Annotated in this window: 18 protein-coding genes and 1 pseudogene; 4 read left to right on the top strand and 15 right to left on the bottom strand. The window is 45.4% G+C overall.

The genetic code is table 11. From position 1 onward, the window contains the following. Nucleotides 1–6: 6 nt before the first annotated feature. Nucleotides 7–2,211: a hypothetical protein gene (locus BVG16_RS07280; protein WP_078497861.1), complete on the bottom strand. Its 2,205-nt coding sequence runs from the start codon at nucleotides 2,209–2,211 to the stop codon at nucleotides 7–9. Nucleotides 2,212–2,637: 426 nt separating this feature from the next. On the opposite strand from BVG16_RS07280, the gene BVG16_RS07275 reads away from it, so the two are divergent. Beyond that, the gene (locus tag BVG16_RS07275) at nucleotides 2,638–4,692 is read left to right on the top strand and encodes a GxGYxYP domain-containing protein (RefSeq protein WP_078497860.1); all 2,055 of its coding nucleotides are present in this window, start codon (nucleotides 2,638–2,640) and stop codon (nucleotides 4,690–4,692) included. A gap of 59 nt (nucleotides 4,693–4,751) precedes the next feature. Here BVG16_RS07275 and BVG16_RS07270 read toward each other — a convergent pair whose 3' ends face one another. From BVG16_RS07270 to BVG16_RS07235, 11 genes are all read right to left on the bottom strand, one after another. Continuing rightward, complete coding sequence (locus tag BVG16_RS07270) at nucleotides 4,752–5,900, bottom strand: GntR family transcriptional regulator (protein ID WP_198957430.1); 1,149 nt, start codon at nucleotides 5,898–5,900, stop codon at nucleotides 4,752–4,754. A gap of 402 nt (nucleotides 5,901–6,302) precedes the next feature. Beyond that, nucleotides 6,303–6,686, bottom strand: coding sequence for a hypothetical protein (locus tag BVG16_RS32380; RefSeq protein ID WP_144027313.1), 384 nt, complete (start codon nucleotides 6,684–6,686; stop codon nucleotides 6,303–6,305). A gap of 334 nt (nucleotides 6,687–7,020) precedes the next feature. Then, on the bottom strand, nucleotides 7,021–7,116 hold the full coding sequence (gene comI, locus BVG16_RS33285) for a competence inhibitor ComI (protein WP_233146917.1): 96 nt from the start codon (nucleotides 7,114–7,116) through the stop codon (nucleotides 7,021–7,023). 519 nt (nucleotides 7,117–7,635) lie between these two features. Then, nucleotides 7,636–7,731: a competence inhibitor ComI gene (gene comI / locus BVG16_RS33280; RefSeq protein WP_233146916.1), complete on the bottom strand. Its 96-nt coding sequence runs from the start codon at nucleotides 7,729–7,731 to the stop codon at nucleotides 7,636–7,638. Nucleotides 7,732–8,254: 523 nt separating this feature from the next. Further along, nucleotides 8,255–8,350, bottom strand: coding sequence for a competence inhibitor ComI (gene comI / locus BVG16_RS33275; protein ID WP_233146915.1), 96 nt, complete (start codon nucleotides 8,348–8,350; stop codon nucleotides 8,255–8,257). Between the two features lie 316 nt (nucleotides 8,351–8,666). Then, the gene (locus tag BVG16_RS07260) at nucleotides 8,667–9,134 is read right to left on the bottom strand and encodes a UPF0158 family protein (RefSeq protein ID WP_078497859.1); all 468 of its coding nucleotides are present in this window, start codon (nucleotides 9,132–9,134) and stop codon (nucleotides 8,667–8,669) included. Between the two features lie 129 nt (nucleotides 9,135–9,263). Next, the gene (locus BVG16_RS07255; protein ID WP_078497858.1) at nucleotides 9,264–9,515 is read right to left on the bottom strand and encodes a hypothetical protein; all 252 of its coding nucleotides are present in this window, start codon (nucleotides 9,513–9,515) and stop codon (nucleotides 9,264–9,266) included. Between the two features lie 156 nt (nucleotides 9,516–9,671). Further along, complete coding sequence (gene ssuE / locus BVG16_RS07250; RefSeq protein ID WP_078497857.1) at nucleotides 9,672–10,232, bottom strand: NADPH-dependent FMN reductase; 561 nt, start codon at nucleotides 10,230–10,232, stop codon at nucleotides 9,672–9,674. Between the two features lie 91 nt (nucleotides 10,233–10,323). Continuing rightward, entirely contained in the window at nucleotides 10,324–10,554 is a 231-nt protein-coding gene (locus BVG16_RS07245; RefSeq protein WP_233146914.1) for an oligopeptide/dipeptide ABC transporter ATP-binding protein, read from the bottom strand. Between the two features lie 19 nt (nucleotides 10,555–10,573). Further along, nucleotides 10,574–11,911 (bottom strand): LLM class flavin-dependent oxidoreductase, encoded by a 1,338-nt coding sequence (locus tag BVG16_RS07240; protein WP_078497856.1) that lies wholly within the window; start codon nucleotides 11,909–11,911, stop codon nucleotides 10,574–10,576. A 316-nt stretch (nucleotides 11,912–12,227) separates the two neighbouring features. Continuing rightward, complete coding sequence (locus BVG16_RS07235) at nucleotides 12,228–13,448, bottom strand: acyltransferase (protein ID WP_078497855.1); 1,221 nt, start codon at nucleotides 13,446–13,448, stop codon at nucleotides 12,228–12,230. A gap of 78 nt (nucleotides 13,449–13,526) precedes the next feature. On the opposite strand from BVG16_RS07235, the pseudogene BVG16_RS33975 reads away from it, so the two are divergent. From BVG16_RS33975 to BVG16_RS07220, 3 genes and pseudogenes are all read left to right on the top strand, one after another. Further along, nucleotides 13,527–13,667, top strand: a pseudogene (locus BVG16_RS33975) (TetR/AcrR family transcriptional regulator); the annotation flags it as partial. Nucleotides 13,668–13,710: 43 nt separating this feature from the next. Continuing rightward, the gene (locus BVG16_RS07225) at nucleotides 13,711–14,643 is read left to right on the top strand and encodes an ArsR/SmtB family transcription factor (RefSeq protein ID WP_078497854.1); all 933 of its coding nucleotides are present in this window, start codon (nucleotides 13,711–13,713) and stop codon (nucleotides 14,641–14,643) included. Between the two features lie 202 nt (nucleotides 14,644–14,845). Beyond that, the gene (locus BVG16_RS07220; RefSeq protein WP_078497853.1) at nucleotides 14,846–15,730 is read left to right on the top strand and encodes a glycoside hydrolase family 43 protein; all 885 of its coding nucleotides are present in this window, start codon (nucleotides 14,846–14,848) and stop codon (nucleotides 15,728–15,730) included. A gap of 52 nt (nucleotides 15,731–15,782) precedes the next feature. Here the strand turns inward: BVG16_RS07220 and BVG16_RS07215 are convergent, their stop codons facing one another. The 3 genes from BVG16_RS07215 to BVG16_RS07205 form a co-directional block, all read right to left on the bottom strand. Further along, the gene (locus tag BVG16_RS07215) at nucleotides 15,783–15,977 is read right to left on the bottom strand and encodes a DUF6171 family protein (RefSeq protein WP_078497852.1); all 195 of its coding nucleotides are present in this window, start codon (nucleotides 15,975–15,977) and stop codon (nucleotides 15,783–15,785) included. Between the two features lie 81 nt (nucleotides 15,978–16,058). Continuing rightward, nucleotides 16,059–17,537 (bottom strand): alpha-N-arabinofuranosidase, encoded by a 1,479-nt coding sequence (locus tag BVG16_RS07210; RefSeq protein ID WP_078497851.1) that lies wholly within the window; start codon nucleotides 17,535–17,537, stop codon nucleotides 16,059–16,061. Nucleotides 17,538–18,262: 725 nt separating this feature from the next. Then, on the bottom strand, nucleotides 18,263–20,005 hold the full coding sequence (locus tag BVG16_RS07205; protein WP_078497850.1) for a glycoside hydrolase family 35 protein: 1,743 nt from the start codon (nucleotides 20,003–20,005) through the stop codon (nucleotides 18,263–18,265). Nucleotides 20,006–20,015: the final 10 nt, after the last annotated feature.

Below are 20,015 nucleotides of genomic sequence, written 5' to 3'. Positions count from 1 at the left end.
CCCTCTCTATTGCACTTCGCTCGCTTCCCAACTTACCTTCACAACGACATCTGTGTCGCTTCGATGGCAGTACCGGAGCAATACCGTACCAGATGCTTCATCCCATTCGAACGGGATCGACTCCGCCTTATCGTGACAGTCCATCACAGCGGCAACAGGCTGCTTCGAACAATAGAAACGAGCTGTGGCAGACATATCCTCAGGTCCCTTGACTTGAAATTCAAATCCGGAGCTGCTTCGTGATCCTGATTCAATGCGTGATGATGCCGCAATACAACCCGCCTCTCCGACGGCAACGCGTCCTTTTTCTAAATCAAACAACAAGACTTGTTCCCCGGGAGCTACTTGTACGTCATGCTTGACGGATAGTGACGGATCGAATAAATCCACTACAGGACCCGGTATCGTCACTGGCGAATCTGCAACCGACTCGTCAAGAACAGCAGCTATAATGTAGGGGCCGCGGCACACCTGGAAATAATGCTTCGGCCGCCACTTGCAATCTGGATTATTAAGCGCTTCCATTGTCTTCATAACCATGGTGCGTAAGGCGTTCGCACCTTCCTCCGATATGGCGCAACCCTCTGGAGCCACAGGCAGATAACCAACCGCCCCCTTACCGACTTGATAAACACCGTCCTCTGCATCCTTCAAGCCGAATTGCTCAAAGAGATGTTCACGAGGGCATGCATATTTGGAATCGGTTTCATTCCACCAGGCTCTTACGCCATGATATGGGTCGGTATCGTCGCCGACATACACCAGTGCGCCTCCGTTCCTAACCCACCCTGCCAGAGCAAAATGAAGGTCCGGATATTCCGGCTTCATGAATTCATAACTCAGCACCAGAACCTTGTAGTCGTTCAAATAATGGGCAAAGCGCCGCACATTGTCTAGTTGAACGGGTCGAACCGGAATACCATGCTTGAGCAAAGGTAGAGCAAGCCCATAAAAGGGTGAAAAATTAAGCAGCTCTATATCTCCTTCTGCCTCGAGTGCTTCCGAATTCGTGCCATCATATTTACTTGTAATAGCAGGTGTGTTATCGTCTTCTATCTTCATGCGCTGGAACATAGCCGAATCGGCAATGAACACCCCGACCTGCTGCATCGCATCCTCTGTTTGTTCCCAATCTTGGTCCATATGCCCTAACGTGTGCATCACTTGAAGCAGCGTCGTGGCATAGTCCTGCGGAATGCTCTCTTTTCCTGTGCCGTCTTCGGATGGATATTTCCCTTGAAAAATCCGTCTCGGCCAAGGGGAAACCTCGAAATGCGATACAGCGGGATGCAGCAGCGAAGCGGTGACACTCTGGTAATAGTTTTGCTGGTAATCTGACCAGGTGTAGTTCGGATTGTCTTCAATTGGATCATGCAAAAACCACATCCTACGTCCCGTCCCCCGGACCAACTCTTGCATCATTCCGTATTCAAGGTATGCGGTTTCAAACGTTCTTTCTTTGCGCAGCCCTTGATAGACGTTGGGGGTGCGGGATGTCCCCGTCCAGATTTGGGCAATGTACCCATCGATCGATGGCAGGTCAATTAACTGGGATTCCGGACTGACAATTCTCCATTGCGTATAGTTGATCAAACTATGCGTGGGTACGTAAAATCGCAAATCCCGACCGTACGTTGTCAAACAATAGTCTTTCATTTCCGTGCATAACCGGTCCAAGGCACGGGTATATAAGTAGGCTTTGAGCTTCGAGGCGCGGAACTGTGCATCCGGTGACGAGTGCGGTGGCGCCCAAGGCTCCTTGTAATACAACCTCCACTCCCGTTGGAAGGCTTCCGAGTAACCGCCGTTCACCCAAAATTCCGGTTCTTCCAGATGAATGGCTTCAACGCCAGCATCAACGGCAATACGAATTCTTTCAGCCAAAAATTTTGCATAAGACAGTGTTGGTACCATATACGGAATCTCCGGTGTATCCCCGTGAATGATCCGTTCTTCGTGCCTATCCATCTGCGCTTCGTCCCAATGCGTCCTTCCGTCGATTTGCCCGTTTAAATAATTCTCATAATTCCCCCAGGCAACACCTGTCATTAAATGAACAATATATCCCCGATCCTTCCACTGCTGGATACGCGTAGGCATCGAATCATCAATTCCATACACCATGACAAAATCGGTCTGCAAATCATACGCCGGGTGATACGGACCAGACTCTTGAAATCCAGTCTTTTCCTCATTTCTGCTTCTAACCATTCTGAACACCTCCATGCCGTGTTTTCGTGATCTCCCATTGATTCCAATATCATGTTAAATAATTCCTTTTATTGTTTATAAGTATAATCTCTAGGTCTTATATATTCAATATATTTTTAATACATTTTTAAAAAATAAGAAAAATCTGTATAGATCACCTACACGAATCGCACCTGAACATCGATATCCTTGGTCGAAAAACCGTGAAACAACAAGATTCATGTTAGCTTATTTTGTAAAAACATCGCAAATTGCTGTCTATTTTGATAGCTTTTATCGAAGCTATTGTAAAAAAGTTAATAATATATTTAATATAACTTTAGGTACGATCCTTTGCTAAGGAAGGTATCAAGTTAAAGGAGGTGAAGGTGGAAGAAAGCAAATAAATCAGGTTGTTCTATCTAATCCAAAGAAGAGGTGTAAACCATGTATCGAAAGCTAACTATCACTTGTCTAGCACTGATATGCACGTTATCTTTTTCATTTGGCGCACATGCATCTCCTGATGCACAGTCGAAGAAGGGATCTATCACATGGTCCCCACAACAAGCGCTGCCTACGTTCGCCAAAGCAAAACACCTGGATGTCGCGGATGTCTATGATGCTCCCGGAGATATAAAAATACTACTTGCCACGCTGCAAGGCATCGTAAATCGCGAGGAACCGAGAATCTACCTCTTCGAGAATGTCGAGGAAGGCAAAAAAACCTGGTTGGATGACCTTCAAGTACCTTATCAAGAACATGCAGATTACTGGGATGTGGTGAAGAAATATAGCAAGGAAGCTCAGGGTATCATCGTCTATGATCCTAAGATTCAGGACTCCATCAATGTGGCAACGACGCTGGCGGGACTGAAAGACGCCGTTGTGGCTAGTCCAGAATTGGCGAAGCAGCTGCAAGCATCCCCGTACAATTTACAGGTGATCGATGATTTGCAGGGCAAATTCAAAGACCGTCTGGATGCATACACATGGCAATACGAGAATTTATGGAAGGATACGACGCACCGGATGCTCGTTGGGTTAAGCCCGAGCACATCCGTCCGGATTCCGGGTGGAATACCTGAATCTTTCACTACGATTGCTGAAGACACAACACAGGAGCGAGACGGGAACAATCGCAAAGTGTATGATCTCGACTTGTCCACTTATCTAGGCCAAGATTCCGTATATCTCCGGTTCGATGACGCCTTCCCGCAGGACGGTTGGGGAGCTGCCGTTCATCAAGTCACCGTTCAAGCCGACGGGCAGACGATCGCGCAGTTCATTCCGGGAACCCCTGAAGAAGAGCCTTACTTATATGATCGGCAAAATTCCCAAGTATCCGCCGGAAAAGGTGGACACCGGTTCGCGGACAATAACCGTTACTTCATCTACAAGTTTACGCCTCCTGCAGGCACGACGCAGTTAACCGCTTCTGTCGACATGTGGAATCAATACAAAGTATCTGCCGGAAATACCCAGCCACCTTCGTCCGAACAGAAGGAACCTTACGGCTACCTTCGCGATTATGCCGTCGCCAACAAAGCCATGGTGTTCTGGTTAGACTCGAATGTGCCTGAACAAAAAGCATTATTCGAGAAAATTCTATCTGGCGTTCAACCCAGAACGCCGTACCTCGGTTGGTTCAGCAATGACGTCGAAGGCGAATTCAGTTCCGTCGAAATCGTGTCGGGCTATAGCGTCTATGTCCTTGCCGCGGATTGGTTCAGCAATATGACCGTATTCTCAGGCACCAAAGCAAAATCCATCGAAGCCAAACCTGTCCAAACGCCTAAGTTAGAGAATAAAATTTATGTCACGTACACCTTTAGCGAAGGGGACAACTTCCAATACAACCAGCATCGGTTGCGGATTCTCTGGGATGATCCCGGCCGCGGTAAAGTACCTATCAACTGGACTACCAGCCCGCTTCTCTATGACGGTGCTCCCGCAATCCTGAATCACTACCAAGAGACAGCAACAAAAAATGATCTCCTGATCGCAGGACCTTCCGGTGCTGGATACTTCAGTCCTAGCCCTTGGCCGGATGCTACATTCCCAGATTTCTTGAAATTCACTCGATCTTACATGAAGAAAACAGACATGAACATTACTTATGTACTTAACCGAATTGACGGCCAGAATATTCCACTCAGCCCGTCCGAAGCAGCTGCCTATCAGGAATACTACAAACCATCTGGTCTGTTCCTAAGTTGGGAAGATCGGTATGGCGTTACCATTATGAACGATAGCCTTCCGGTATCCACGATTCGAGGCATTAGCACCGTAAATGACGGTAAGAAAGTGCTCAATGAAGCCAAAGCCAATTGGGACGGGAAATCACCGCTATTCGTTTCGTTGGGATTGTTGGCTTGGAGCATGACGCCGACCGATGTTGCCGCACTCACGGAATCTCTAGGACCAGAATATCAAGCCGTCCGGGCGGATCAGTATTTCTCGCTCATTAGTCAAGCCAACGGACTCCCTGATAAACCTTAAGGATATCTAAATAACGATAAGGCCCATGCATAAATGCATGGGCCTTATCGTTATGATCTTTACACGTATGGACTCGTCGTTTGACGGATGATCAACTCTGGTTTCATTAATATCTTATTGTAATTCTTCATTTGCTCCCGCTCTAATTTCGTACGTTCAAGCAGTATTTGGGCTGCCTTATAACCCATTTCATATTCAAACTGCTTGATATGCGTGAATGTCGTTAGCCCTTCAATGATTGCCATAGGGTCGTCGAATGTCACAATCGATAAATCCTGCGGAACCTGTAATCCGGCCTGTCCCGCGATTTGATAAATACGGGCTCCCAGTCTTCCGTTTAATGTAATATAAGCGGTAGCCATTCTACTCTTAATATATTTGGCCAGTGCATGATCTTTGAAGTCTTGCGAATCAAGTATGCTAAACCCGGTTATAATATGCGCCGGATTAATGAGTGCACCTTTATTCTTCAGGGCGCTAATATATCCGTCAATTCGTTCCTGTACCGTAACCGTCTGAATGGGTGAGTCCGAGCAAATCGCAATATCACGATGACCTAGCTCCCATAAGTAATCTACCGCAAGCTGAGTGCCCATCTTCCCGTCCGATGCAATGTAATCCGTCTCCACGCCAGGCAAATAACGGTCGATCAGGACGAAAGGAAAGTTGCCGAACTTCATGCTTATAATTTCCTCGTTATATTTCTCTTCGTCAACCGGGAAAACGAGTAATCCCTTCACGCCGAACGCCATTAACAGCTTAATAGCTTCTTTTTCTCGCTCTAAGCTCCCTCCGGTTAGCTGAATGATGGATCGGTAGCCTTGTTCTTCTAAACCTTTTTGCATGCCCTCCAGTAATCGTATTGAAAAATAATCTACGATACTCGGCATCACAATGCCAATAAGATCCCTCTCCTCCATGACATTCAAGGAATCCATGGGGCGGACGACAGGTTGACTTGAATCGGCGTATGTTTTGTCTAATTTCGGGCTACTCACAAAACTTCCTCGACCTGGAATTCGTGATATTAACCCCTCATTAACTAAGCCTGCTAAAGCATTAACAACGGTAATTTTACTCACATGAAAGAGCTCCATTAGCTCCTTCTCCGATGGAATGCGGTCGCCTTGCTTCAACCCCGAGGAATCGATCAGCTCTTTAACATAATCCTGAATTTGTTGATACAGCGGCATCCGTTCATTTTTCATGTTTTCACCAATTATTATATATTTGTTATATATGATATATATTTTTGGCGGTCTTTACAAGGGATAAACATAAAAACTATGATCATCGCCTATAAAGTTTGGAATCCTGATTCGACGGGCAAGAACACAATGCGGACATCAGTAGGGTCGTACAATTCATTTATAAGGTCTTTTCGGAGGTGTTCATATATGAAATGGGTTAATATCCGTGATATTTATCCCGATCGTTGGGTTCTAGTTGAAGCTCTAGCTGCTCATTCAAATAATCACAAAAGAACTATCGAGGAAATGTCTGTAGTTTCTGAATATGACAACCCTAAACATGCCTGGGCCATCTGTCAGAGCCTACTAGAGAACTCTATATATTCTACACCGGAAGGTGTTATACGAAGCCCTTGGCTACTAGAATTGCCACCAAATCTCTTCCACTCCTTTATTTCTCTGGCCTTTATATAAAATCGCCCCGTCTTTTTGAGATATTATATCGAATTTAATCAAATAGCTTTTTCTTAATAAATCCTTATTTTGAATACCCTTTTCAATTTCATTAAGAAATACAGAAACTAAAGTTTTAGCTTGTTCATTTGTTATCCGATCTTCAACCATTATTCTAAAATTTATTGTTTCATTATTTGGACTTGCTTCAATTCTCACAATACGATCTTTACTATTCATTGTTTTTTCAGCTTTATTTAATGAATTGGTTACTTCATCAAAATCTATTTTTTGTTTATTACATCCAATAGTTATTATCGCACAAAAAAGCAAGATTATTATTGTTCTCATAATGTCTCCTTTGCGCGCCGGGTGGCTTCGCCTCTTTGCCTTGCAGGGTTGTCTGCTGAATCCACTTCTCCGAAAACCTTCGGGCAGACCAAGGAGCGTAGCGACGCGGCGTAGATATAGTATTATATGATGGGAATGCCTCCATTGAATTACTTACATATTTTTTGATCGTTTTTCAATATTGTTTTGATACATGTTTTTACATGTGTTATTATATAGTTAATAAAGACCAAGTGCGCTAACACTTGGTCCATACAATTGGCTTGGATGGGTATTCCCTTCTTGGTCAGTACGGAACAAACCCACCTTCGACTTCCAATCTTGGGGTGGGTTTTTACTTTCTCTTGTTGTTATTATTTAAATAGGTTAAAAGAGCAAGGATAAACATTCCGAAAAGGAACATAATCGTTATTGCATCTTTTACTTCCATAGCTTCACCTCCTTTCGAAGGGAAACCATGCCCACCCAAGATTCAATTGTAGTTATATTTTACCTTTATTTACATTTACGCACAAGCGTTCTTATATTGTTTTTATAAGTTTTGGAATTGTATTTGTGCATCCCTTTCATCTAACGTTGTTGTGTTCCTGAACCTGAGGGGCTTAAAGGAGCGCAGCGACTGGGGGGCTTCGCCACTTAGCCTCGTAGGGTTGTTTGCCTGACTCTCTTCCTCGAAATGCCTCGGGAAGACCAAGGAGCAACGCGACCCTGTAGGAAAACGGTGTTATATGATGGGATGCCTTCTTTGAGTATACTTAAATAATGCTCTTTCAGATTGTTTAACTTTTATTCATTTTCTGTTTTGATACATGTTTTTAAGTGTGTTATTATATATTTAATAAAGACCAAGTGCGCTAACACTTGGTCCGTACAATTGGCTTGGATGGTTATTCCCTTCAAGTTACAGGGATAAATTCCCACCTTCGGCGGTCAACCTTGGGGTGGGATTTTACTTTTTCTTGTTGTTATTATTTATATAGGTTAAAAGAGCAAGGATAAACATTCCGAAAAAGAACATAATCGTTATTGCATCTTTTACTTCCATGGCCTCACCTCCTTTCGAAGGGAAACCATGCCCACCCAAGATTCAATTGTAGTTATATTTTACCTTTATTTACATTTACGTACAAGCGTTCTTATATTGTTTTTATAAGTTTTTGGAATTGAATTTGTGCATCCCTTTCATCTAACGTTGTTGTGTTCCTGGACCTGAGGGGCTTAAAGGAGCGCAGCGACTGGGGGGCTTCGCCACTTAGCCTCGTAGGGTTGTTTGCCTGACTCTCTTCCTCGAAATGCCTCGGGAAGACCAAGGAGCAACGCGACCCTGTAGGAAAACGGTGTTATATGATGGGATGCCTTCTTTGAGTATACTTAAATAATGCTCTTTCAGATTGTTTAACTTTTATTCATTTTCTGTTTTGATACATGTTTTTAAGTGTGTTATTATATATTTAATAAAGACCAAGTGCTGGAACACTTGGTCCGTACAATTGGCTTGGATGGTTATTCCCTTCCTAGTCAAATAGGAACGTAAACCCACCTTCGGCTATCAATCTTCGGGTGGGTTTTTACTTTTTCTCGTTGTTATTATTAATGTATGTTAAAAGAGCAAGTATGAACATTCCAAAAAGGAACATAATCGTTATTGCATCTTTTACTTCCATGGCCTCACCTCCTTTCGAAGGGAAACCATGCCCACCCAAGATTCAATTGTAGTTATATTTTACCTTTATTTATATCTACGTACAAGCGTTCCTATATATTTATTGGTTTTTGTGTTGTTTGTTTATTTTTTATACGGTTTCAATATCTGCATCCCTTTCAGATACGTTTCCGTGTTCGCGACACCTCACCACCCTAAGGACCTTTAGGTCCGGCCGCGATGCGGTTGGGTGGCCCGGGTGTGTCCGCTGAATCTGCTTCCTTGCTTTAGCCTAGACGACGTCAACCTGAGATACCCACAAAATTTTAGTTTTAGTATTATTCAATGTATTTCAAGTTATAATCTTTACACCAATCAATTGCAATTTGTTTATACCGTTCATCCCGATAAGCATACCACTCTTGTTCTATTCCTAGATAATGGACCTGATCCTTAAATCTTCTGAATGCTCCCCTTCCACGAATTGCATCCAACAATTGCTCTTTATTTCTTTGATCCTTTATTTCACAACAGAAATCTTCCATCATTTCATATTCATTGATTTCAAATTTTGTTGGCAGCTCTTCATAATCATCAAAGTTTTCAAGAATATCAATTACTGCATTAATAGCTTCTTGCTGCCAATCCGGTAAATGATCAAACGGTTCATCCTCTTCCGCTGTCCTAATGTCTTCATCAGATACTGAAATGACTTCACCGGTCTTAAGGTTTAAGTAAATGCTCGTTCCATCCATTTGCATTTCCAGTCCATCAATAATTCCTTGAAGATTAATTGGTTTGTGCATGATTGTTCCATCTTATAAAAAATTACGTTTACTATGTTTATCGGTCATGAATAAGGGGTTTATATAACATCTTAATGTTGTCGTATATCGTTCCTGTATTCATGAACCCGCAGGGTTGAAACGCATGTACTATTTAGACGGAGCTACGGTGCGAACAGGTTGAATTCGATAAGCAATTTGGTGCAATTTACTCCATATAGGATAGGATCGCATCACCCTTTTGCCAATTTCTGTGATGACGTAACTTCCAACTATCCCTAGTAATTCATAACCTAGCGTATGCTTGATCCGTAAGGCCATGTAACATGCAGAACCTAGCGCAATATCTATCGTCATGAAATTCAGAAAATCTGTTTTCGATATAACTTTAATGATAATCATTAGAATCCTCTCCTATCTCACCCATCTCCTATAATTTGGTATATTTTACGACGGTTTTCTTCAAAACAGTCCCCTTTTTTGAGAGAGTTTGTCTAGAAAACGAGACAAGCAATAACCCTCCATGCTCTGCCGGAGGGTTATTGTTGCGATCTATTTTTAATGAATGCGCGTTGTCCCCGCTTGGGCACGAAGCCGAATTTCATGAAGAAATTCATGGGAAACATTGGATATGCGTTGCTTCAATTCGTCTGCCACCTCAAAGGTTCCATCCTCATTCCGAAGAACCTGCGCATCCAGTGCGTAGACACCTGAGAGCTGTACGCTAGCTCCTAAAGCGGCTAATACGGGTTTTAAGGCATAATCCAACGCTAGCAGATGGGCAATGGTTCCGCCCATTGCAACAGGAAGAATCACCTTATTCGCCAAGCCTTTCTGCGGGATTACATCCAAGAACGTTTTGATGACTCCCGTATAGGAAGCTTTATAAATCGGCGTTGCAACAACAACCGCATCTGCATCGGCAATCACTTGATTCGCTTCGACAATCACGGGGCTATCGAATTGGGTATAGATGAGATCTTCTGGCGGTAAACTCCGAACTTCAATGACTTTAATGTCGATGCCCGCGGAGAGCAGCTGTGACTGAAGGAGATGCAGAACCCCGTTCAGACGCGAATTTATGGATGGACTTCCTGAGATCACGGCAGTTTTAGCCATATAACCATCACTCCTCTTATCAATCAATCTATGAAGTTCTATATCTATAACGGATCATGACATGCTACCCAATGCCCTGGGCGGAGCTCGCTCAGCTCCGGTTGTTGTCCGCGGCAACGGGCTGTCGCCGCTGGACACGTGTATGGAACCTGCAGCCGGACGGGGGATTTGTGGGGGATGGGATCTCGCCTTGCATCGCAACATATTCACGTTTTCGTGTAGGATCAGCTACCGGAATAGATGCAAGAAGACCTTTCGTGTAATGGTGAGCCGGATCAAGAAAGAGTTGTTCGCTCGGTACGATTTCAACCAGCTTCTCCAACTACATGTCGCCTATTCATTTAGCCGTTCGCCACTGGATTTTTGACATAACGGTTCTCAGGAACCGCGAGTCCTAAATTACCGCGCAAGGTATCTGACTCATAATCCGTGCGGTAAATCCCGCGATCTTGGAGGATCGGAATGACCCCATCGACGAAATCATGTAAGGCACCCGGATAGGCTGTAGCAAAAATAAATCCATCGGCTGCGCCGGCTTCGAACCATTCTTGTATTTGATCTGCCACTTGCTCCGGCGTACCGATAAATTGCGGCTTCGGCGTAGCCGATTGCAAGGCCACTTGGCGGAGGGTCAAGTTGTTCTCCTTTGCTTCTTTTTTGATCCGATCCGTACCACTCTTAAAGCTATTGCTTCCCAAATCCCCCAGATCAGGGAATGTATCATCCAGCGGATATTGCGAGAAATCATGATGTTCGAAGAAACGCCCTAAATAATCTAACGCATTCTCAATCGTGACCAAACTCGCGATTTCCTGATATTTACGCTCTGCTTCTTCTTCCGTTCGACCCACAATGGGCCCAATCCCCGGTAAAATAACAATCTCATCCCCAGACCGTCCATATCCCGCAGCTCTCGACTTGACATCTTGATAGAAATTTCTCGCTTCTTCGATACTTGGATGTCCCGTGAAAATCGCATCCGCTTCTTTGGCCGCTAGATTCTTGCCTGCATCCGAGGAACCCGCTTGAAAGATGACGGGCTGCCCTTGCTTGGATCGCGCAATATTCAAAGGCCCTTGTACGGAGAAAAACTCTCCTTTATGATTCAGCGTATGCAGCTTGCTCGGATCAAAAAATTGGCCGGTTTCTTTATTCCGAACAAATGCATCATCCTCCCATGAGTCCCATAACCCCTTTGTTACCTCCAAATACTCTGCCGCGATCCGGTAACGGTCGGCATGCTTCGGATGCTGTTCAATCGTCTTCCCGTAATTCAGCGCAGATCCTTCGAGCGGAGAGGTGACGACATTCCAGCCTGCTCTGCCATGGCTGATATGATCCAAGGATGCGAACTGTCTGGCTACGGTAAAAGGTTCGCTATACGAAGTCGATAAGGTTCCCACGAGGCCAATTTTGCTCGTTACTGCGGCTAACGCGGATAAGATGGTGATGGGCTCGAACCGATTCAAGAAATGGGGAATCGATTTTTCGTTGATAAACAACCCATCGGCTATAAATACGAGATCGAATTTGCCTTCTTCCGCCTTTTGCGCTTGCTCTTTATAAAAATTGAAATTTACGCTTGCGTCTGCAATCGCATCCGGATGCCTCCAACCTGACATATTTCCGCCAACCCCATGAATTATCGCGCCAAATTTTAGTTGTCTTTGTTTCGTCATAACGCCTCTCCTCCTCTATTTCTTCTTTTATTAAATTATATAATTCCTATAAATATTGTCGGTATTAATCTTGTGAATACAGCTTATCACCGGGCATATCGAGCGTCAATAACTTGGATTATCAGGGTTTTCTATCCAATTATAGAAAGAATCTATAAGCCAGATATGCACATCAAAGAGACGTACCAGCTCGTTAGCCAGTACGTCTCACCTTATTCGCTTACAACTTTATTTCACTTTTCTCTCCCCTTGATGCTATGTTGGATGAATATCCCCTACTTATTTTCGTAGAAATATCATTGTCACTCGTCGCAAACTAGCGATTATTGGCGATAAGAAACACTCGGGACTCGCTCCGGTTATCGGATTCCTCCGTAGTTTTCCGCTGCTGGCTCCGCTTTTTGGCCCCAACGATCCAACCCGCACCCGGCGTACGGGATAACATGTAGCTGATCCCAAGCGATGCTGCCACGGTCAGCATAAAGGTCAGCAGCGCGAACCTCAAATGGTTTCCTCCAAGCGCCAAAGGACGGGTAAAATTTGCGATGACGTAAATAATCAGGGCATGTACCAGATACCCTCCAAACGAATACCTGCCGATCCATGAAAGCAGGCGCAAAAAAATTTTATTTCGGCCCTGCATCATGATCAAAAGACCGTATAATAGCAGCATTTGTGCCATGATGATGATAAAGGTGGCCGGTTTGAGATACGTGGAAATATTCAGGTTTACGACCTCTCCCGAACCCCGCAGCACATCAGAGCCAAGCCGGATATACATGCCCAGAAAGACAAGCCCACTCCACGGCAGCAGCTTTGTGCACCATGTCCGCCACTTTCCAATATTTGCGGCGCATACCGCACCGATCACAAAATAAAACCCGTACATAAGAAAGGAATAGCTGCGGTACTCGAGCAAATCGGACCAAGGTCTCCCTAGCGCTTCCGCCCAGGAACCCATTTGATGATAAGAAAGATACAACAACGCGAAATAACCTATGCCGGTGCAGGCGATGATCGCGAAAACGCTCCGGCTGCGAGTCCGTTCATGCAGAGACTGAAGCTTGCCGTTAACGCTTCGGTAAACAGCCGCAAATACGGGAAAGAAAATATAAAATTGCATGATCATATTAATAAACCATAGCTGGTAGCCATTTTGCGGGATGAGCAGCTCTCGGAGTAAGGTGCCCCAATCCTGTCCGCCCTTCTGCCAAAATGACGGCGAAAATACGTGGACATACAGCCAATAAATCACAGTCCAGCATAGGAAAGGGACATAGACATCCCTAAGCCTTTTTCGGATAAATTGGTAATAGTTCATTTTGCCGTCGTAATTGTAAAACAACAATACAGCAGACAAAAACACAAATGTCGGGGTGCCAAAACGGGTCAAATGGTATACCATCGTCAGCATAATGGAGTCGACTTGTTCAATATCGGCCCTGTAAATGTACTCAGCGATCGAGTGCTGCATGACGATGGCCAGAAACGCAAGCGCCCTTAGCTGAGTCCATTCTTCGATGCGCGGCTTACCCATGAATAAAAATCCTCCTTCATTGCAGTTACGCGCAAGTATACCCTTTGAATATTAAATAAGCCTTAAAAAGGGTGCCATCAGACCAACACCAAAGAAATCGCTGCCGCGGTAGGCGTATCCCCCGGAAGCTTTTATTCGTACTTCAAGGACAAACGCGCCGTATTCATGGATTCGCCGTATGAACTTGAAAAACTTGCCATCACCTTGAACCTCACGTAATATTAATTTATATGTTAACAAATTGTATACGGAGGGCCTGCGTATGGATATTGATGTATCTGAAAAGTATCTCCCCGTCTTTGAAGCGCTCGCTAGCAAAGTTCGCATTCAAATAATTCATATATTAAATGAAAAATCGATGAATATTAAAGAGCTGGCCGAAGCCTTGAATCTTAGCAGTGCCATCATGACTATGCACATTCGCAAGCTCGAAAAATCAGGAATCGTCCATTGCGAAATGGTTCCCAGTAAAGGTGCCGCACGTAAAATGTGTTCCCTCCATTTGGATGAGATCCGCATTGAGTTCCCTACACAACAGAAGAAAACCCGTGAATCTCACATTACCGAAGTATCGATTGGTTTATATACCGATTTCGAAATCGTTCCCACCTGTGGGATATGCACGCGCGAGAATGTCATAGGCGTATTTGATGATCCGCGTTATTTCCTGGATCCGGAGCGAGTGAACGCCAAGATCTTATGGTTCGGCAAAGGGTTTGTTGAATACAAAATCCCGAACTACCTCCTAGCAAGCGAAATGCCTAATGAGCTTGAGATTTCATTAGAGCTCGGTTCGGAAGCCCCGTTCGCGAACAGCAATTGGCCTTCGGATATTACCTTTTTCTTGAACGACGTGAACCTTGGCACGTGGACAAGTCCTGGGGACTTTGCTGGAAGCAAAGGAAAGCTCAATCCGGATTGGTGGTTCGAAGTGGTTAACCAATACGGTCTATTGAAGCGATTGAGAGTAACCGAAGACGGAACTTTCATGGACGGTCTCCAACTGTCCGACGTCAAATTGAAGGACTTGAACTTGCGCCAGCAACAATGGAGATTTCGGATCGCCGTACTCGACGATGCTGAACATATCGGCGGCGTCACCTTATTCGGTTCCGGCTTCGGGAACTATAACCAGGACATTCTATTCAAGCTCTTCTATCACAAAATCTCAAGTCCTGAACAACGAACAGAATAGTGTTAGGTGAGAAGCCCGCAGCTGCATCCAGCTGCGGGCTTTATGTATGCGAATATTACAGCCTTATCAAGCTCACGATCTATAATCTACCATCATTGTCTATTATATGAATTCTCTCCATGCAGCCGTCCAACATATTGAACACCTACCAGAGTCATGCTACTCTAGTACTATTAACCATATGGTAAAGGAGAGAATTTGTGTGAAAAGGCTATCCGATATCAACCTACGTGATCCGTACATTTTACCCGTGTCCCGAGAGAACACTTATTATTTGTACGGTACAGACGGAGCGACGGCCTGGCATGGGAAACCCGCGGGATTTGATGTGTATAAAAGCTGTGATCTTCTCAACTGGGAAGGTCCTTACCCTGCCTTTCGACCAGGGCCGACGTTCTGGGGCACCCACCACTATTGGGCGCCAGAGGTTCATTTTTATCAAGGTAAATTCTATATGTTCGCCTCCTTTAAAGCAGAGGGCATCGCACGTGCAACCCATATCCTCGTTGCGGATCACCCGCTAGGCCCCTTCCAGACGCATGGGGATAGTCCGATAACCCCGCGCCATTGGGAGTGTCTTGATGGAACCTTATATATCGAGAAGGATGGAACACCTTGGATGGTATTCTGCCGTGAATGGTTGCAAGTAACCGATGGCGAGATGTATGCGGTGCAGTTAGCGCCGAACTTGTATGATACCGTAGGAGAACCCATCTTGCTATTCAAAGCCTCTTCTGCTCCATGGTCGAAGCCTGGCGAAGGCGGCGAGCAGGTGACGGACGGCCCTTATCTTCATCGGATGGGGAACGGTCAATTAGTCATGCTCTGGTCAAGCGGAGGTTACCAGGGTTATGCCACAGGTCTGGCACGTTCTGTTAGCGGTAAAATTATAGGTCCATGGAAACAAGATGAAACTCCGATCTTCCATGAAGATGGCGGGCACGGGATGTTGTTCCAGGATTGGTACGGCAACTTGCTCCTCACCCTCCACGCGCCGAATAACAATCCGAAGGAACGCCCTATCATTCTACGGGTTGAAGAACGTTCTGGAACATTGGAAATGAAAGAGGTCTCTTCCGCTTTCTAATAAAACTAGAGCCCCTCAGACCTTACGGTTTGGGGGGGCTTCTTCATCGATCTTACCACTTCGGCGCATAGGGATAAGGACACTTGGCATGCTGCAGCTTGGATTTAATCTCCACGATACATCCGCAATATTTGCACGTCGTACCGTATTGCAGGGCTTCGCAATGCCGACAGTGTTCGATCCGAATCTCATACTCTTCCACGGTGACAAGCGGGAGATCCACATCTTGAACCGTATTTCGAAACAATGTTGCAATCTCCTCTGGAGAGAGCCTGACACTTTCCCTACATCCTTTGCAATTTGAAGTTGTATCCATATAGCACCCCGATTAAGTTAAGGTAATGACAACGACCGATGCAGCAGGCAGTGCAAAAGATAATAATCCTTGTTCTAGCCGTGCTCCTTCATAACGAACCGGTTGAACTTGATGAGGTTCAGCGAACGTATTATGCGCATCGAGTGCATCTCCACATAACATTCGACCGGTTACCTGCGTACGAACAAGATCACCAAGGTTACATTGTAGTTCCGCACTTGTATCATGGCTTAGATTACATACCGAAATATGAATGTTCCCCTGCGAATCCATCGAGGCAGATGCACTGAGTTGCGGAATCTCTTCCTCCCCAAAGGTATACGTCGGGTTATCGAACTCAAGCGCTAACAGCGTATTATCTTGGTGAACCTTATACATGTCAAATACATGATACGTGGGCGTAAGCAGCATCTGCTCACCTTCGGTAAGAATCAGAGCTTGCAGCACATTGACGATCTGTGCAATATTCGCCATCGTCACCCGGTCACAGTGCTGGTGGAAAATATTCAGGTTAATGCCAGCCACCAGCGCATCCCGCATCGTATTCTGTTGATACAGGAAACCTGGGTTCGTACCCGGCTCTACGTTGTACCATGTTCCCCATTCATCGACGAGTAGGCCTACTTTTTTGTCAGGATCGTATTGATCCATGATCGCGCTATGTTTCACGATTAACTCTTCCATGAATAACGTCTTCTTCAGCGTCGAGAACCATTCCGATGCGTCAAAGCCTGTAGCGCGCCCTTTATCGTGCCAATTTCCCGTTGGAATCGTGTAGTAATGCAAGCTTAGTCCCTGCATGAAGCGGCCCGCTTCACGCATTAATACTTCTGTCCAATGGTAGTCATGCTCACTCGCTCCGCACGCGATTTTATAGACTTCATTCCCTGAGTAGTTCCGAACGTATGTAGCATAGTGACGGTACAAATCCGCGTAATACGCGGGACGCATGTTCCCGCCGCATCCCCAATTCTCATTACCAATGCCAAAATACTTCAGCTTCCACGGCTCCTCACGACCGTTCGCTTTCCGCCAATCCGCCATCGGCGACGTACCGTCAAAAGTCATGTACTCGACCCATTGCTGCATTTCATGAACGGTACCGCTGCCGACATTGCCGCTAATATAAGGCTCGGCGCCGATTAACTCACAGAGACGGAGAAACTCATGGGTTCCAAAATGGTTATTCTCTTCCACGCCGCCCCAGTTGTTGTTAATCATGCGTGGACGGCCTTCTTTTGGGCCAATCCCATCTTTCCAGTGATACTCATCGGCAAAGCAACCTCCAGGCCACCTCAGAACAGGCACGGATACTTTTCGAAGCGCTTCCAAAACATCGTTGCGAATCCCGTCCGTATTCGGAATCGGTGAGTCTTCTCCCACCCATAATCCCTCGTAAATACAACGTCCTAAGTGCTCTGAGAAATGACCATATAAATTCCGACTAATGGTACGCTGACTTTCTTCTTGACGAAGCGATAGATGAACCATGTTGTTTCCTCCTTGCATGATCGTATTTAGTTAATAATTATATATAATATTAATGAAATTATATATTAAATCTTCCATTTGTCCAAGATGTATTTTATGAGCAAACCTCTACCCTCGACCTTTCGAAGATGAGCGACCGCGAAAACCCCATTCGAGTCTTGCTCCATGCAAAAAAGCTTGTAGAGTATACATCTCTACAAGCTTAGGCTGTCGAGATACCCCCGTTTTTTGGAGGGCACCTAAAAGATTGTTTTTCGCGGACCTGTACTGGATTTATCCAACATAGCTTCACTACCAGCACTAAAACGCGCACCTATACTGGACGTTTCCAATATAGAGAGGGAAAATCAGCATTTTAGAGGCATTTTCAGCACATTCTATTGGATTTATCCAGTATAGAGTGCGAAATCGTACTGAAAACGGCGAAGTTAGTGGATTTATCCAATATAGCTTGCCACCATCACTAGTTCGCGGACCTAAAATGGATTTTCCAACAAATCTATACAACCAGTCCTTTTTCCCCACCTGTACTGGATTTTAAACAACATAGCAAACTTCATTCATCTTCATCGTTGTTATAGCTCGTTTTAAATTGATTTTTCTACTACGAAACGAGATCTACCAAAAAAATAAAGTGCCGAAAAGTCCTCTGGACTTTATCGACACTCTGATCTAGTAGAGTACACACCTCTACAAGCTCTTCCGTCATCCATCCTATCCTATCCTTAACTCGGTTGATCTTCGAACGTGACTGCCGCTTCCGAAGATCCATGTAATTCAAAGATCACGATTTCATTATCGCCTTGCTTCAGCAGTGGCCCCGGCACATATAATGCTTTCTGCGGTCCGATATCCCAATAACGGCCAAGGTTAAAGCCATTGATGAAGACAACCCCTTTGGTCCATCCCGTCATATTCAGGAATGTATCGCAAGGCTCATCCACGGTTAGCGTTCCACGGAAGAAGCTTGGTTCGGATTGTTCAGACAGCGTACCGAAGACCAGACCCGATAGATCTGTTAACGGCAGCGTATACGTCGTCCAATCGGACAAGAACTGGAATCCATAACGTGCTCCTTCTGTAATCCCTTTGCGGTCTCTCATATATGGACCATAGTTGACACGGCCTAAGTTCTCGACGAGCACGCTGACATGTACGCCACCCGCAGGGATGTCGAACTCCAATTTCGTATCTGGAACCGCTCGATCAAGAACCCCCACGAGCTCCCCATTCACGAATACCTGAGCACGGTCATGCAAGTCTTGCAAGACGAATTCTTGTCTCGCCCGCGGCCCAGGGATAAATGTATTGTACAGAATGAATCCATAATCCTGACCCAGCTTCTCCATCGTCTCCGGGTACGTCGTATGGATCGGTGTCGATAGGCGATCCAAGTTCGCCGTCAATGCCGCTTGCTCAGTCATTGCGACTCGACCGTATGCTTTCCTCGCAATCGGAGCCGGCAATTCACAGGCACCGATGTCCTCATACTTCGAGATCACTTCACGCACGGCATAATATTTCGCTGTAGGTTCGCCGTATTCATTCAACGGGGAATCATAATCATAGCTCGTTACCGTCGGTTCGTAGCCATCTTTCGTATGGCCATTCGCGCCGTTATAGAAGCCGAAATTGGTCCCCCCGTGGAACATATAGAAATTGACGGATGCGCCTAGACTGAGCATCTCATCCAAGACCTGCGCAACATCGTCCGCCGGACGCGTATGATGCTCTTCACGCCAATGGTCGAACCAACCGTTCCAATATTCCATGCACATGATTGGCGCATCGGGTTGGTATTCACGCAGCTTCGCGAAGGCTTCTGCAGGGCGGGAACCGAAGTTAACCGTCTCCAAGACACCTGGAATCATGCCTCCTTGCAGCATATGGTCTTCGGGACCGTCGGAGGTAAACAAAAGCACATCCATGCCGTGTGCAATCATGCTGTCTTTCAAATGCGTCAAATAACGCTTGTCATTGCCGTAGCTCCCATACTCGTTTTCGATTTGCATCGCGATGATCGGTCCGCCGTTGGTACATAATAGCGGTTTCAATTTTGGCAGCAATACATCATAATACGCATCGACATGATCCAAAAACGGTTTATGGTAACAGCGCAAGCGCATCTCGGAATCCGCCAGCAACCATGCCGGTAATCCCCCGAATTCCCATTCCGCGCAAATGTAAGGTGACGGGCGAACGATAACATGCAGGCCGATTTCTCCGGCCACTTCAATGAAACGCACGATATCCGCCATGCCTTCAAATTGGAATTGGCCTTTCTTCGGCTCATGGAAGTTCCATGGCACGTACGTCTCAACTGTATTAAACCCGCCCGCTTTTAATTTCAATAATCGATCTTCCCAATATTCGGGGACAATGCGAAAATAATGAATGGCTCCGGAGAGGAGTCGCACGGGTTGCTCATTGTAATAAAAGGATGAACCTGAATAATGAAATGTAGCCATATATTCTCCG

It is taken from the genome of Paenibacillus selenitireducens (genome assembly GCF_002021565.1).
GTDB classification, from domain to species: Bacteria; Bacillota; Bacilli; order Paenibacillales; family Paenibacillaceae; genus Paenibacillus_K; species Paenibacillus_K selenitireducens.
The sequence above is the reverse complement of the archived record's forward strand: the minus strand, read 5'-3'. Positions and strand labels throughout refer to the sequence as shown.

Coding starts and splice junctions, on each gene's coding strand:
- comI (WP_233146917.1), bottom strand. CDS start 7,116: ATGGAAGTAAAAGATGCAATAACGATTATGTTCCTTTTCGGAATGTTT.
- BVG16_RS07270 (WP_198957430.1), bottom strand. CDS start 5,900: ATGAAAAATGAACGGATGCCGCTGTATCAACAAATTCAGGATTATGTT.
- BVG16_RS07240 (WP_078497856.1), bottom strand. CDS start 11,911: ATGACGAAACAAAGACAACTAAAATTTGGCGCGATAATTCATGGGGTT.
- BVG16_RS07205 (WP_078497850.1), bottom strand. CDS start 20,005: ATGGCTACATTTCATTATTCAGGTTCATCCTTTTATTACAATGAGCAA.
- BVG16_RS07210 (WP_078497851.1), bottom strand. CDS start 17,537: ATGGTTCATCTATCGCTTCGTCAAGAAGAAAGTCAGCGTACCATTAGT.
- BVG16_RS07280 (WP_078497861.1), bottom strand. CDS start 2,211: ATGGTTAGAAGCAGAAATGAGGAAAAGACTGGATTTCAAGAGTCTGGT.
- comI (WP_233146915.1), bottom strand. CDS start 8,350: ATGGAAGTAAAAGATGCAATAACGATTATGTTCCTTTTTGGAATGTTC.
- BVG16_RS32380 (WP_144027313.1), bottom strand. CDS start 6,686: ATGAGAACAATAATAATCTTGCTTTTTTGTGCGATAATAACTATTGGA.
- BVG16_RS07260 (WP_078497859.1), bottom strand. CDS start 9,134: ATGCACAAACCAATTAATCTTCAAGGAATTATTGATGGACTGGAAATG.
- BVG16_RS07235 (WP_078497855.1), bottom strand. CDS start 13,448: ATGGGTAAGCCGCGCATCGAAGAATGGACTCAGCTAAGGGCGCTTGCG.
- BVG16_RS07255 (WP_078497858.1), bottom strand. CDS start 9,515: ATGATTATCATTAAAGTTATATCGAAAACAGATTTTCTGAATTTCATG.
- BVG16_RS07275 (WP_078497860.1), top strand. CDS start 2,638: ATGTATCGAAAGCTAACTATCACTTGTCTAGCACTGATATGCACGTTA.
- ssuE (WP_078497857.1), bottom strand. CDS start 10,232: ATGGCTAAAACTGCCGTGATCTCAGGAAGTCCATCCATAAATTCGCGT.
- comI (WP_233146916.1), bottom strand. CDS start 7,731: ATGGAAGTAAAAGATGCAATAACGATTATGTTCTTTTTCGGAATGTTT.
- BVG16_RS07225 (WP_078497854.1), top strand. CDS start 13,711: ATGGATATTGATGTATCTGAAAAGTATCTCCCCGTCTTTGAAGCGCTC.